The sequence below is a fragment of the Persicimonas caeni genome (genome assembly GCF_006517175.1).
Classification (GTDB): Bacteria; Myxococcota_A; Bradymonadia; order Bradymonadales; family Bradymonadaceae; genus Persicimonas; species Persicimonas caeni.
This window is the reverse complement of sequence record NZ_CP041186.1, coordinates 2,880,687-2,895,275: the sequence shown is the minus strand read 5'-3', so window position 1 is coordinate 2,895,275 and position 14,589 is coordinate 2,880,687. Positions and strand designations below refer to the sequence as shown.

Here is a 14,589-nt window from a genome sequence, read left to right as displayed (position 1 = left end):
TGGGAAGGGTGTATGGTCGTTCGCGCCACGCTCGGGTTGCTACGCGAAGGGGGCGTGGTCGTTCACACCGCGACCGAGTGACGGCGCGGCGGGTGCAGGGGCATCCGCGGTGATGTCGGCGGCGGTGTGAGCTGTCTCGACGTCGAAGTCGGAGTCGTCAACGTTCCCGTGCACGTGCACGTAAACGGCCTTTCGGGCAGCAATGAGCACACGAACGCAAAAGGGCCTCGAATCGTGCTCATCAGCGCGACTCGAGGCCCTTTGTCGTTGTCGTGCGTATTGCAGAGTTAACTGCCGTTCACGTTCAGGTGCACGTGCACGTTCACGGGGGGGCGGATTACTCGGTCTCCCAGATTCCCCCGGCTCGCCAGTCGTAGGGCCCGCCCGCGCTGCGGCCGTTGCCGCCACTGACCGAGGAGTGGTCGCCCGAGGCGGTGTTGGATCTGCCGCCGCTGACTGAGGAGGCGCGGCCCGATGTAGTGTTATACGCCCCACCGCTGATTGTGGATATAAAGCCGTTCGCATTATTATGGTCGCCCCCGCTGACCGTGGAATTTGAACTGTGCGCCGTGTTGACGAAACCTCCCACGACCGTGGACGAGCTGCCCAATGCCTTGCTATCGTTCCCTCCGACGACCACTGCGGCGGTGCCGGACGCGCTGTGGTTGTACCCCCCTCCGATGAAAGCGTAGTCGCCGGACGCATGGTTATTAAGGCCGCCAATTACGGTGGAGTATTTCGCAGTAGCTTTGTGCCGGAGGCCACTGACGAGGCTGGCGTAGCTGGTGTAGTTGTGGTCGTCGCCGATCACGACGTTGTGCGACCCACTCTTGTCGCTATTCGTGGACCGCGCCTCATCATACCCCACGACCAAATTGCCCACTCCGTTGACCTGCGGGCCATTGCCGGTATCACCATCCGTCGCGCCCAATCCGTTGCGCACATGCACATTCACCCCGGTAAACGCTACCGACGGCTGACCGTTGATGGTGGTGCGACTCATATCCTGAGTCAGCGTCTCGAGCGCGCTGATGGCGGTGAAGTTGGCCTGGATATTCGATTCGTTGTTCGAAATATCGGTCTGGTTGGTGGCGATGGCCGAGCCATTCGTCGCAATGGCCGAAGCATTGGTCGAGATATCGCTGGCGTTGGCCGCGATATCGGTCTGGTTGGCGGCGATGGCCGAGCCATTCGTCGCGATGGCCGAGGCGTTGGCCGCGATATCGGTCTGGCTGGTGGCGATGGCCGAGCTATTCGTCGCGATGGCCGAGGCGTTGGTCGAGATATCGTTGGCGTTGGCCGCAATGTCGGTCTGGTTGGCGGCGATGGTCGAGTAATTCGTCGAGATTGCGTTCCCGTTGTTCGCCACGTCGGCCTGCAACGAGGCGATGTCGCTGGAGTTGCCCGACACGGTGGTTTGCAGCGTCGCAATATCGCTCGTGTTTCCGGAGACGCTGGACTGCAGCGAGGAAATATCAGTGGCGTTGGCCGACACGCTGGACTGCAGCGAGGAGATATCGGTCGTGTTGCCCGAGACGGTGGTTTCCAGCGACGACAGGTTGGTTTGGAGCGAGGAGATATCGCTCGTGTTCGTCGACACGCTGGACTGCAGCGAGGAGATGTCGCTCGTGTTCGTCGACACGTTCGTCTGAAGCGACGAAATGTCGCCGGCATTCGTCGAAATATCACCCGCGTTCGCCGCAATTCGCGCGTCTAGGTCGGCCAGCGTCACCGCGTTGCCGCTCGAATCCTGCATGCTCGCCTCGAGCGCGTCGACCCGTGCGCGAAGCTGGGCGAGCTCGTCGAGGGCGGCCTGCACGTCCGAGCCGGTCAGCCCACTCTGGGTGTTGTCGTAGGCGAGGTCGGCGGCAGTCGAGGGGGCGGCCGCGGTGATGTCAGAGGCGGTCTGGCCGCCGAGCGTGTCCGCGTCGTCGGCCTTGTTGGCCTTGTCGGCGCGCAGCGCGTACGGCACCGACTCGATGGGCGTCCTGGGGCTGAGCGTCTCGCCGTCGACGGAGATCTCGAGCCAGTAGGCGCTGCCGTCGAACACGTTGTCGAGCGCCTGGTTGGCGCCGAGCTGGACGGTGAAGCTGCCGTTGTTCACATCGACTGTGGAAAACTCTTCTGACCATACTTCACTGCCGCCGGTTGCGGCGTCGTAGATATGGAAGGTCGCCCCGACGGTGGTGTCGACCGGTTGGCCGGCGCCGTCGGTCAGCTTGCCGTGGTAGGTCATCGTGGCGGGGACCTGGGCGAAGGCCGTGGCCGACAGGCCAAGGCACAAGAGCATGGTCAGCAGTGCTGCTTGATATCGTCCATTCATCTGTCATTTCTCCTATTTGTCACGGCGAGAGCAGGGATGCACTCGCACCGAAGGCGACGAGAGCAGGGATGGTCTCGCACGCCATTCAATTCGCATCGTCCGTCTTGCCTGTCGCCGGTGTCAGCTCGAGCGCAAAGCTCGCGCTCGTACTCTTCTGCGTGGGCATGCCCGGGCTCAACCGGCCCGACAGCGTGAAGCTGCGGCTCATCGACAGCCCGCCGTTGGGCACAAGCGTGCCCTCCAGGCGCAGGCCGGTGGCCGTGCCCGTGTCGGCGTCTGGTCCGGTGTCTGTGTCTGGTCCGGTGTCGGCGTCTGGTCCCGTGTCTGGATCCGGGTCGGCGTCTGGGCCCGTGTCGGGCTGCGGCGCGACGTCGGCGTCGACGCCCACATCAGCCGTGTCGGCGCCCACGTCTTGGCCGCTGTCGACCAGCTCGCCGGGACTCTCGTCGGGATCGTCGGAGCAGGCCGCTCCGAGCAACAGGCAGACACACAGCGCCATCAGGTATGCGCGGTGTCGTAGAAAGGTCATGTCACCTCCATCTCGTAGATACGACGCACCCATGGCGGCGCGTCCTTATCGATACCCCCCGCCCAAGATGTCGGGGAAACTGATACTACTGCGAAAGTGAGGTGAGATTAGCAGGAGATGTGGGGCTTGTCGAAGGGGGCAACGAGAGGCCAATCGACCCGTTTGCCCTGCGTACTCGATTGCTCTACGGTGAGCCGAATCCAACTCGAAATCACTCGTGGGGAAATCAAATGATGATGTGTTCGCAAAAGCGTTCTTCGTGGCACGTACTCGCCGTGTTCGGTGTGGCGATGAGCCTGGCCGCGTGCGGTTCTGGTGGCGGAGATGAGCCGCCGCTGAGGGAAGGACCCGAGGGGGTGGGGGAGGCGTGCCAGACACAGGCCGATTGTGGTGTGGGACTTCGTTGCGCGTCTTCGGGCTCGGGGGGCGGCGAGTGCCGGCTCGACGAGCAGAGCAACATCGGGCCGATCGAGACGGCCGCGTTCTCGGCGTCGCAGGAGGCGTGCGGGGCGGGCTCGGGAGAGACGACGCTTCGATTCGTGCTCACCGATATGAACGCACAGCCCATCGCCGAGGGCGATTGGGTCGGCGGCGAGCCGCTCGACTTGCAGCCCGAGAACCTGACGCTGGACCGCGGCGCGCTGTTCGCGTCGGCCGACCTCGCTTGCGAGAGTGACGCCGATTGTGCCGATGGATTTAGCTGTGGCTTTGCGCCGGCGTATGACCTCGAAGAAGATGCCGCGCTCCGACGCTGCTACCGCGACGCCACGCTCGCGGTCGGCACGCAGCCGGACTCGGTGGAGTTTTTGGCGCAGCCCGCTGGCGCGCAGGTCTTCGGCATGCTCGTCGAGGACGCGCACAGCCTCGACGGCGTCCGGTTGGCCGGCACCACCGACGCCTATGACGCCGACGGCGACGGCACGACCGACGCCGGGCCGGTCGACTTGCGCGACTCGGCCGTGGCGACCGACCCGAACGACCGGCTCTTCGATGCCGTCGAGGACACCATGGGGAGTTGGCAGGCCGTGGCTCGACTGGCCATGATGGACGGCCAACAGAGCTATTTCGGCCTCTGGTCGTTCAACGCCGCTGACACCGCGCCGCGAGCGCATAGTCAGCCCGATTGGGTGGCCGCCGGTTCGGGCTTCGCAGACGACGCCGTCGACAGCTACGAGCAGGAGCAGGCAGGGCCCTCGCGCGCCAACGTCTACGAGGCAGCAGTCTCGCTGCTCGAGAACGACTACACCGACACCGCGCTGTCGCAGGCCGGCGTCGCCGAGCCCGCCGACGCCCAGAAGACGCTCGTGCTGGTCGTCGACGGCCCGGACGACATGCGCGGCAACGACGCGGTGGGCATCGACGACGTCATCCAGGCAGCGACCAGCGTTGGTGTTCGAGTCTTCGTCGTCCACTTCGACCCGATGCGCGACGAAGCAGATGCGTATCGAGACGACCCGACGTACCACCAGGGCCAGGACCCCTGCACCTCCGACGACGAGTGTAAAAACTACGAGACGTGCCGCACGCCGCGCGGCTACGCCTCCGCGGTCGGCGAGCCGTCGAATGCGCCCTCGGAGACCTATTGCATGCCCCAACGCAACGAGGACGGCCGCCTCGGCCCCGTCGCCGACTACGAGCGTCTGGCCTGCGCGACCGGCGGCGCCTACCTGTATCGAACGACTGAGGAGTACCTGAACAAGGACGTCGCCCCGCTGCCCCGCACACAGCGGTCGTGGTGGCAAGCCGACGTCGACCTCACCGACGTGAGCGGCGGCGAGGCCGACCGGGGCGCATACCGGCTCGGTGGGCTGCTGCAGGTCGAGTGGCTCGGGTTTGCCCAGCCCTACGCTTTCTCGATCGCCGGCGGGACGCCTCCGCGTGACCAGCGTGGGGTGGTTTTTGTGCCGTAAACGGCTTTTCCAGCGCTGGAAGCGCTGCCTCCAAAAGGGCGCGCTCCCAGCGCTGGAAGCGCTGCCTCCTAGTCCTTCCTTCGCAGCCCGAAAGCACCGGCCAGCATCGCCAGCAGTAGCCCGCCGATGGTGGTCGGCTCGGGCGTGCCGTGGGCGGTCGCCGCGCCGAATTGCGGCGTCGACGAGGCGCGCTGGCCGTAGCCTTTGCGGGTCACGCCGTCGGCCTGCGCCTCGGGCACCTGCCCGTCGGCGGCGCCCGCCGGGTTCGGGTTGACCACCTTCTCGCTGACCGCCACGAACGACGTCCATTGGGTCACGAGCGAGTAGTCGAGGCCCATATTGGTCACGATCTCTTTGATCTGCTCGTCGGTCAGCTCGGTGCGCCGCAGTCGGTTGGGCGTGGTGAGCGTGTGCATGTACTCGTCGATGGTGCGCTGCGCCCACACGAGCTCGACCGACTTGCCATCGGAGGGCTCCTCGGCGAGCTCGACCTGCAGCGGGATGGTCACCTCGCGGGTGCCCGACTTGCCCTGAACCTCGATGTCGTAGGTCCCCGGCGTCGCGTAGCGGCCCATCACCCTGACCGATTGGCCGGCGAACAGATCCGGGATCTTCTCGGGCGTCTGCTCGCGCGGCCCCAGCTCACCCCAGTCGATGCGGATGTCGGTGAGCACCGGCGTCTGCAGGCGCGTGGCCAGCTCGCGGGCCTGAGCTTCGACGTCCTTCGTCGGGTCGAGGTACTTGGTAAAGCCGCGCCCCATCTTGCCCATCTCGTCGAGCAAAAAGCGGTTCACGCCGCTGCCCACGCCCATGGCAAAGAGCCTCGCGCTGCCAAGCTTGTCGCCCACCAGGCGGATGATCTCGTATTCGTTGCCGATATAGCCGTCGGTCAAAAAGGTCACTAAGCGCACCGTGTCGTCGGGCACGGGCACCTCGAGGGCTTGTCGGATGCCCGAGGTCATCATCGTGCCGCCGTAGCCGCTCAGGTCGTTCACGTACGCGATCGCCTCCTCGATATTGGCGTCGGTCGCCAGCTTGGGCTCGCGGGAGTACTCGGTGGCCGAGTCGCTGAAGCGAATGATGCGAAAGTGGTCGGTGGGCCGCAGGTTTTTGAGCGCAAAGCGCATATACGCTTTGGAGGCGTCCATCGGCTGGCCGTGCATCGAGCCGGAGCAGTCGAGCACGAAGACCATCTCGCGCTTGACGATATCCTCGTCGGCGGGCTCGGCCGGCGGCTCGACCAGCACGCTGAAGTACCCCTCGTTGAACTCCTCGTTCCAGTACGACAGCACCCCGGCGTCGGTCTCCTGGCCCTCGAGGCCGTAGTCGAGCACGAAATGCTTGTTGGCGATGGTGCGCCCTTCGGCCAGGCCCACCTGCCAGTCGCGCGGGTTGAGCTCGCTCACCTCCAGGACGTGCGTGGGGCTCTCGACCGACTGGATGGGCACGCCGCCGTCGATGCGGACCTCCAGCGAGACGCGCTCGGGGTCGATCGTCTCGGGCGCGTCGAGCTCGCTGACCGGCGGGGCGGTGGGCAGGTCGTTGGCCTGCGCGTCGTTCGAGCTCCCCGCGCCCTCCGACTCCACCAGAAAGTTCTTCGACATGTCGCCCGGGTTGAAGCGCGGGCCGACCACCAGCGGCACCACCACCTGATAGCGCCCGTCGATCTTGTCGACCGTCTGCACATAGCGCAGCGTGACGTCGACCGGCATCCCCGGCATCAGGTTGGCAACCTGTTGGGTGAACAGGTTGGGCCGGTGCTGCTCCAAGAGCGCCGCCGACTTGCCCTCCGATTTGGCCTTCTCGAAGGTCTTCTTGGCCTCCTCTTTCTTCTGGATATCGGCGCGGATGCGCTCGTCGCCCACTCGCATGATCATCTCGTAGACCGCCGCCTCCTCGGCCATCGGAAACTGGTACGTCGCGTTGAGCGGCACCTCGCCGGGGTTCTCGAAGCGCTGCTCGACGGTCACCGTCGCCAGGTCCCCGCGGATATCAACCTTATAGTCCGATTTGACCGTCGGCAGCGCCAGCTTTCGGCCGTCGGGCGTGGTCGCCACCATCTGGCCGCCGTGGTCGGGGAACCGGTCGAGCGCCCCCGGCCGCCTCTCAGTCGTCGGCTCGACGCGGCGGACTTGCGGCGAGCTGTCGGTGCGCTGCCGGTCGAGCTCGCGCCGGCTCTGGTCGTGCACGTAGCGCCTGGCGTTGTCGGCCGCCCGGTTGGAGATGTCGGTCACGTCCTGCGAGAAATTCGAGAACAGGATGCCGATCGTCACAATGGAGCAGATGATGCCGAAGATGCCAGCGAGGGCGTAGGCGATTGCTTTCTGAGGTTTGATGCTCATGGGGTGTTAGGGGTTTAGGGGTTTAGGGATTTAGGGGTTTGGGGGATGTCGCGGAGCGGGGGCTTGCCCCCAGCGGAGCTCTCGCCGGTGCAGCCCCGGGGCGAGCCCCGGGGGATTGATCGGCACCAACCCAATCGGCTCCGTCTCGCAGTGCAGAAGGTCGATTCAAATCGAACGCTCTCGCCACGGCGTGGTCGAACGCTTCGGCTTCGGCCAGGGGCGCGTGGGCCGGGTGGATGCGCTCGATGGCGGTCCAGGTCGAGTCGGTGTCTCGCATCCAGCGCCACACGGCCTCCGACACGCTCGTGGCGACGTCGCCGGAGTCGGAGACGTAGGTGACGACGACTCGCCACTCGCTGCCGTCGGGGGCGGTCGCTCGGTAGGTCGCCCCGGGCAGCGCGTGGCCGCTGATACCGGCGGTTTCGACACGGAAGCCTGCGCCCGACAGGCACTCGTCGGGGGCGTGCAGGTGGCGAAGCGGCGCGCTCGTGCGCACCACCAGCAGCGTATGCGGCCCGTAGCTCGCCTTGGCGGCCGCGCCGCCAAAGCGGGTGAAGTAGTCTTGTTCGAGGTCGCTCAGCGACTGGCGCGCGGCGGGGTGGCCGCCCAGTGTCGAGGGCAGGGCGATGGGGTCGAGGCGCTGGGCCACGTCGACGGGCTTTTGCGGGGCGAAGATGATGGCGAGGGCGCAGGCCAAGAAGGCGATCGCCATGCCGTCGGAGGGGGCAGAAAGAGGCTCCTCGTCCTTCGACGCCCCCTCCGCCTCGCAAACGATGCTCGGCACCTGCCCGCTCGGGGAGGGGTGGCGAGGCGTACGTATGAGGTTCGCCCACCACACCAACGGCATCACCCCAAACCCCAACGCCGCCAGGCCGGCGATGTCGTGCCAGGGCTGGGCCATCACGTCGACGCCGACCGCCTCGGGAAACGCGATCCCCACCGCCAGCGACGCGATGCGCACCGAGTTGGCCACCAGCGCCGAGACCACCGCCAGGCCGATGCCGACGAGTGCTTGGCGAAGATTAGGGCGCGCCAGCGCGGCCAAGCCGCAGAACAAGACCGACAAGAGCACCAGCCCGCGAGCGCCCGAGCAGGGCAGGTCGACGAGCACGGGCTGGCCGGCCAGGGTGATGTTGACCCCGGCGCAGGTCACGTCGTCGAAGACCGTGCTGAGCAGGCTGCACGAGCCGGCGGCGGACACGTGCTGCAGACCGTAGCCGATAACGCGTTGGAAGATTCGCTCGACGGGCAGCGAGAAGGCAAAGAGCACCGCCAGCCAAAACGGCGACACGGCCCGCTCGCGTCGGCCCAGCCTACACAACACGCCCACGGCGTACACGTCGACCGCCAGCGCCAACGCCCCGAGCACGTTGATGGCCAGCACCTGGCCGACCAGCCGAAGCACGGCCGTGCCGGCGAGCAGCCACCAGGCGTGCTGCGTCGAGGCTTGCTGAGTTAAGGCATGTGCGGTCTGTCGGCTCGACACGCTCCATCCAAACAGCCCGGCCACCAGCGCAAAGATCCAGCCGCCCGGGCTGTCGTAGGCCGGCGTCGTCCACGTCTCGACGAGCCACAGCACCGGCTCGACGGCCAGCACGAGCGCGCCGAGCGCGACGATCGCGCCGACGAGCCATGGCCGGTTGTGATTCTGTGCAGGGTGGTTACGCATCCTATCCATCTAATCGAAGCCGAATCAGCGAAGCCGAGTAAGCGAAGCATGGGCTCTTCCATCATCCGCTTCGAAGGATGGCCACCGGCCTTGCAGTGGTGATGTTCAGGGTGTGGTGAAACCTTGGAGAGCTTGTGCAGAAAATGTGCAGGAGGACAAACGATGCCCCACGAGAGACTCGAAGACGCCAGCGCTCGCCTCGACGCCGCCTGTCAGCACGTCGACCTGAGCCCCGACGCCCGTCGCATCCTTTGCGCTCCCAGGCTCGCCCTGGAGGTGTCGGTGCCGGTGCGCATGGACAACGGGGATTTACGTGTCTTCGAGGGGTTTCGGGTGCGCTACGACGACTCGCGCGGCCCGGCCAAAGGGGGGATCCGCTACCACCCGGACGTCGACATGGAGGAGGTGATTCGGCTGGCCTTCTGGATGACCTTCAAGTGCGCGCTCAACGACCTGCCCTTCGGTGGGGCCAAGGGCGGGGTGGCCGTCGACGCCAGCGAGCTGTCGCGCTGCGAGCTCGAGCGATTGAGCCGCGGGTATATCAGCGCCATCGCCGACGTCATCGGCCCCCGCGTCGACATCCCCGCCCCGGACGTCTACACCGACGCCACCGTCATGGGCTGGATGGCCGACGAGTTCAGCCGCATCAAGCGCGAGAATACCCCCGAGTCATTCACCGGAAAGCCCTTGGCCCTCGGCGGCTCGAAGGGCCGCGACACGGCCACGGCCAGCGGCGCGCGCCACATCATCAACGCGGTCATCGAGCGCGACGGGCGCGACCCCAACGAGACGAGCGTCGCCATCCAAGGCTTCGGCTCGGCCGGCGGCGGCCTGGCCCGCATGCTCGCCGCCGACGGCTACAAGGTGGTCGCGGTGAGCGACTCCAAAGGCGCGCTGCACCACCCCGAGGGGCTCGACGTCGAACAGATCTGGCAGAAGAAGCGCGTCGAACGCTCGGTCGACGCGGTGGGCGAGGCAGGAGACGGCGAAGAAATGGGCAACGACGACTTGCTCGCCCTCGACGTCGACGTGCTCGTCCCCGCCGCCCTCGAAGACGCCATCGACGAAGACAACGCCGACACAGTCCAGGCCGACATGATCTTCGAGGTCGCCAACGGCCCGATCACCTCGGCCGCCGACGACATCCTCGCCGGCAACGACATCCCCATCTACCCGGGCATCCTGGTCAACGCCGGCGGCGTCACCGTCAGCTACTTCGAATGGCGCCAAAACCGCACCGGCGAGCGCTGGGACGAAGACACCGTCGCCGAGCGCCTCGAACGGCGCATCTTGCGCACGACCCACGAGGTCTTCGACGTGATGGACGACCGCGATCTTCCGCCACGCGTCGCGGCCTACGCCCTGGCGCTCGAGCGTCTCGATGAGGCGATTATGGCGAAGTAGTAAGTAGGAGCGCGGCATGCCGCGCTCCTACCAAACCGCGCCCGCCTCCAGCGCAGGCTTCTTCTCCTCGCCAGCCCCACGCCCCACCCCCGGCCGCACCTCGAAGAAGCGCTCCTCCTTGTAGTCGGGCCAGTTGGGTACATCGACGTGGACCTCGACGAGCCACAAGAGCTCGTTGTCGTCGGCGTAGAAGCTCGGGGCGGCGTCTTGGGGGAGGCGGTGGAGCGCCTCCAGGACCATGCGTCCGCCCGGGGCGCCCGCGGTCTCCTCGAGCTCGAGCGGCTCGACCAAGATATCTTCGGTGTGGGTGCTCTTGTTGGTTCCGCTGCCCGACACCACGCGCTCGCGGCACATGAGCGTGGCGGTGGCGATGGTGATGTCGTCGCGTGCATCCGCGTCCAGTGTGACGGTCACCGGCAGGCTGTTGCCCGGGTGCAGCACTTCGTCGGGCAGCGTGACCTCGACGGTGCCCAGCTTCTTTTGGGCCAACGGGTTGCGCACCGCGGCGAACATCATCGAGCCGCCGATGGCGAGAAAGACCAAGCCCCCTAGCGCGGCCATGACGCTGGCGCCTGCGTCGCCTCCCGTAGCGAGGATCATCATCATCATGAAGACGCCGAAGCCGCCAAAGACCATGCCGAAGAAGAACAGGCAGCCGGCGTTGGCTGCGCTCGGCGCCTGCTTCGTGTCGAGCCCATCGTGCCACTCGTCGGTGTTGATATAGCTCGCCGGGTCGGTCTTCGGTCCTGGGCCGACCAAAAAGTCGGCCTTTCCCTTCGGGTCGATCGCCCACGGGATATCGGCTCGGGCGCGCACGTACCAGTCCACGTTCAGGTAGTGGCCGTGGTAGGTGTATGGCCCGTTGGGCACGGTGAATCGGAACGGGTAGGTGTGCTCGTCGCCGGCGCTCCAGGTGCCCTGAAACGGGATGTCCAGCGTGCTGACCCCTTCGGCGTGGTTGCCGCGGCCGTGGGTCTCCCAGGCGAGCTCGACCATCAGCGCGTCGCATTTGCAGTCGCTGTCGACGGTCACGTGGACTTCGCCGCTGACCAAATCGCCCGGGACGTACTGGCGCGTTGGGTCATCCAGCTCGACCAAGATGGTGCACTTCGACATCGCGGATCTCCTCGAGTCTCTGAAAAACTTCGTATAGGTGGTGCTCGATGGCACGAAGGTCATCGCCGTGACGCTCGAGCATGGCCGCAATCGCCGCATTTGTCACCTGCGGAAGCGGCCCGGGTTCACGCCGCGCCCACTCCAAACGCCGCTCGATCATCTGGCGGACACGCTCGGCGTCGACACCGCCCACCTCGATCATTATCCAGTCGAGCCCGGCGCGCTCGTACACCTTCGCCAAACTCTCGTGGGTGCCCACGGCAAACGAGCGCTCGCCCCGGAAGGTGCGCCGCCGCTGCCAACGCCCCAGAAACTGCGCCTCGTCGACAAAGACCAACGGCGCGTCGGGCACGTCGAACCCCCGCGCCTTCTCGGGCACTTTGACGAAGGGCGCATTGGGGGACCGATCCCACAGCGCACGCAGGTGCGTCGTCTTGCCCCGCCCGCAATCGCCGACGAACTCCACCACGAACCCCGGCGCGGCGAGCTTCGGGACAAAGCGCTCGACGTCGACCACCGCCAGGCGGCCGCGCTCCTCGGGGGGGACCTCGCCGAATGGGTTACGGCGAAGGTTCAGGTGGGCGAAGGGGAGTTGCAAAGGGGTCACTCGTCGGGCTCTTCAGGGGCTTCCGGCTCGAACAACTTGGCGATCCATCGTCGCTCGGCCTTCGAGATGCCCATCGGGATCGTCAACTCGTCGTCTTTGGCGCTGCTCTTGACGATCAGGCCGGGCATACTTCGCTGGCTGCCGACGGCGCTGACGTTTCCCAACTCGAATCCCTCGAACTGCTCGGTGGGCAGCGACTTCTTGAAGCGCATTCCCAAACAGCCGTAGGTTCGCTCGAAGCGCTCCGGTGTGAGCACCAGGCGAAGGTCGATCAAGCGCGAGACCACATAGGGCACCACCGCCAACAAAGTGAACAGCGCGATCCCTGCGAGGGCGGAAAGCCCCTCGCTCGACGCGACGGCCACGGCCAGATATCCAAAAGGGAGCATCAGGGATAGCCCGTAATGGCCGTAGGCGTGTGGTAGGTAGACCTCGAGGTGGTCGGGGCGCCGGTCGACGGTGATCTTGGTTCCAGACGGCGGGCGCAGCCGCCGAGGCTGGTTGTCGATGCTCCCCGACCAACGCACGGGCAGCTTCGAGCCCAGGCTGTCGAGCTCGGCGAGCGCCTGGGTGGCGTCCTTGGGGCGGTCTTCGGGCGCGGGCGCCAGTAGCCGGTCGAGGAACTCGGCGAACTCCTCGCTCACGTTGGTCACCTTGCGAAACGCCAGGCGCATGCGCTCGACCGGAAGCTCCGAAGGAGGGCGTCTCGACAGCAAGTACACCAGCGTGGCCCCCAGCGCGTACAGGTCGCTGGCGGGCGTCGCCCGCCCGGCGAGCTGCTCGGTGGGGACGTACCCAGCTGTGCCGATGACCGTCGAGCCGCCCTTGGCCGACACGAACCGGCCCACCGCGCCGAAGTCGACCAGGTGCAGCCGTTCGCTGCCGTCGTCGCTGGTGCCCCGGATGATGTTGGCCGGCTTGATGTCGCGGTGGATGACCGGCGGGTCCTGGGCGTGCAGGTAGCTCGACACTTCGAGCAACTCGCGGGCGATTTGCTTCGCGCGCTCCTCGTCGACTCGAAAGCCCTCTTCGACCGCCCGGGCGAGGTCGGTGCCCTCGACGTACTCCTGGACCAAGAAGAGCCGCGCGCGATGGCCCGCTTCGTCCTGCTCGACGAACGCGTCCAACAGCTTCGGAATCGCCGGGTGGTCGAGGGCTGCGAGCAGCTCGGCCTCGCGCTCGAACAACTCGACCGCCTTCCACTCGTCGGACTGGCGCACGTCGAGCATCTTGACAATGACCTCGTCACCCGTGTCGCGGTCGCGCGCCAGGTGTGTGGCGGTCTGCCCGCCGCCCAGGTCGTCGAGGAGCTCGTAGCGCGCGCTCTTGGCGCTCGATTTGTCGGCGATAGCCTGCGTCATCAGCGGTTATACTCGTCCAAGTACATCTCGATATGCTTGCCCATCTTGCGACAGCTCGCCTCGTCGAGGCGCGCGGCGATGACGCGCTCTTTGGTGCCGTCGAGCAGCGAGAATTTGGGGCTCGACTCGGGCGTGTAGACGTCGGCGCCGTGCAGGTCGTCGAGTTGGCCGCGCACCGTCCAGCGCAGCAGCCCCCAGCGGCGCTGCATGCTGAACGTTCGTGGGGTGAGCTCGATGACGTGGGTCAGCACGCCGAAGTCGCCCACCCAAAAGGTCATCGCGGCGAGGATGGGGACGGCCGCCGCAAAGTAGAGCACCTTCGAGGAGACGACCAAAAAGGGGAGCACCAACGCCACGGCCAGCGCGGTGATCGAAAACGGGGTGTGCTGGGGAACGCGCGGGGCGACCGTGACGGTGAGCGTGTCGGCGTCGCGCTCGATGGTCACCGGCTCGGTGGCGAGCTTCGTGCGACTCTTGGCGGGCAGGCTCGTCTCGTCGCTCAACTGCCCGCGGGCCTGTCTGACGTCGCTGAGCCGGTCTTCGACGGCCGGCTCGAGCATCTTCTCGAGCAACTTGTCGAGCTTCGCCGAGCAATGCACCGCCCCGCGATAGTCGAGGCGCATCCCGCGCATCGGCATGTCGGCGGGGTGCACCCCGCCCATCGCGTACACCACCGTCGCCCCCAACGCGTACAGGTCACTCGCCGGGCTCGCCTTGCCCATGAGCTGCTCGGGGGGCAAAAAGCCGCTGGTACCCACAATCGTGTCGCCGCCGGCGGTCTCCTGGACGACCTCTTGGACCGCGCCGAAGTCGACGAGCGCGATACCTCCGTCCGCACGCATGATGATATTGGCCGGCTTGATGTCCCGGTGGACCACAGGCGGGCTCTTCGAGTGCAGGTAATCGAGCACGTCGAATATCTCGACGAGCAACCGGCGCGCCTCCTCCTCGTCGAGCAGTCGCCCGGCTTCGATCCGCTCGCGCAACGACTCGCCGGGGACGAACTCTTGGGCCAGAAAGAAGCGAATGATATCGGTGTCTTCGGCGGTGCCGTCGACCTGGAACGCATCGATGTAGCGCGGAATCGCGGGGTGGGCGAGCGAGCGCAGCACCTCACCCTCGCGCTCGAACAACTCCACCGCCTTCCAGTCGCCCGCCCGTCGCAGGTCGAGCTCCTTGAGCACCACGCGCTCGTCGGTCTGCCGGTCGCGCGCCAGAAAGGTCAGCGCCTGGCCGCCACGGCCGATCTCGTCGAGCACCTCGTAGCGCTCGGCGATCAACTCGCCGGTCGAATCATGAAAGACGGCAATGTCGGTGTCGGCGGCCAA

At 66.4% G+C, this 14,589-nt stretch carries 10 protein-coding genes; 2 read left to right on the top strand and 8 right to left on the bottom strand.

Annotation, left to right across the window (positions count from 1 at the left end; all coding sequences use genetic code 11):
* Positions 1 to 337: 337 nt before the first annotated feature.
* Positions 338 to 2,323, bottom strand: coding sequence for a hypothetical protein (locus FIV42_RS10640; protein ID WP_141197663.1), 1,986 nt, complete (start codon positions 2,321 to 2,323; stop codon positions 338 to 340).
* A gap of 85 nt (positions 2,324 to 2,408) precedes the next feature.
* Positions 2,409 to 2,852, bottom strand: coding sequence for a hypothetical protein (locus FIV42_RS10635; RefSeq protein ID WP_141197662.1), 444 nt, complete (start codon positions 2,850 to 2,852; stop codon positions 2,409 to 2,411).
* Between the two features lie 233 nt (positions 2,853 to 3,085).
* Between FIV42_RS10635 and FIV42_RS10630 the strand changes: the two genes are divergently transcribed.
* Positions 3,086 to 4,762 (top strand): hypothetical protein, encoded by a 1,677-nt coding sequence (locus FIV42_RS10630; protein ID WP_141197661.1) that lies wholly within the window; start codon positions 3,086 to 3,088, stop codon positions 4,760 to 4,762.
* Between the two features lie 68 nt (positions 4,763 to 4,830).
* Here FIV42_RS10630 and FIV42_RS10625 read toward each other — a convergent pair whose 3' ends face one another.
* Both FIV42_RS10625 and xrtT read right to left on the bottom strand, forming a co-directional pair.
* Positions 4,831 to 7,104: a VIT domain-containing protein gene (locus tag FIV42_RS10625; protein ID WP_141197660.1), complete on the bottom strand. Its 2,274-nt coding sequence runs from the start codon at positions 7,102 to 7,104 to the stop codon at positions 4,831 to 4,833.
* 22 nt (positions 7,105 to 7,126) lie between these two features.
* Positions 7,127 to 8,773, bottom strand: coding sequence for an exosortase T (gene xrtT, locus FIV42_RS10620; RefSeq protein WP_168210550.1), 1,647 nt, complete (start codon positions 8,771 to 8,773; stop codon positions 7,127 to 7,129).
* Between the two features lie 162 nt (positions 8,774 to 8,935).
* On the opposite strand from xrtT, the gene FIV42_RS10615 reads away from it, so the two are divergent.
* Positions 8,936 to 10,177, top strand: a complete 1,242-nt coding sequence (locus tag FIV42_RS10615) for a Glu/Leu/Phe/Val family dehydrogenase (protein WP_141197658.1) — start codon at positions 8,936 to 8,938, stop codon at positions 10,175 to 10,177.
* 27 nt (positions 10,178 to 10,204) lie between these two features.
* Here the strand turns inward: FIV42_RS10615 and FIV42_RS10610 are convergent, their stop codons facing one another.
* The 4 genes from FIV42_RS10610 to FIV42_RS10600 are packed head-to-tail and all read right to left on the bottom strand — an operon-like array spanning position 10,205 to position 14,589.
* Positions 10,205 to 11,293, bottom strand: a complete 1,089-nt coding sequence (locus tag FIV42_RS10610; RefSeq protein ID WP_168210549.1) for a vacuolar protein sorting-associated family 26 protein — start codon at positions 11,291 to 11,293, stop codon at positions 10,205 to 10,207.
* Complete coding sequence (locus tag FIV42_RS30110; RefSeq protein ID WP_168210548.1) at positions 11,259 to 11,900, bottom strand: hypothetical protein; 642 nt, start codon at positions 11,898 to 11,900, stop codon at positions 11,259 to 11,261. The genes FIV42_RS10610 and FIV42_RS30110 overlap by 35 nt, the downstream gene beginning before the upstream one ends.
* Positions 11,897 to 13,261: a serine/threonine protein kinase gene (locus FIV42_RS10605; RefSeq protein WP_141197656.1), complete on the bottom strand. Its 1,365-nt coding sequence runs from the start codon at positions 13,259 to 13,261 to the stop codon at positions 11,897 to 11,899. Before FIV42_RS10605 ends, FIV42_RS30110 begins: the two co-directional genes overlap by 4 nt.
* Positions 13,261 to 14,589, bottom strand: a complete 1,329-nt coding sequence (locus tag FIV42_RS10600) for a serine/threonine protein kinase (protein WP_168210547.1) — start codon at positions 14,587 to 14,589, stop codon at positions 13,261 to 13,263. The genes FIV42_RS10605 and FIV42_RS10600 overlap by 1 nt, the downstream gene beginning before the upstream one ends.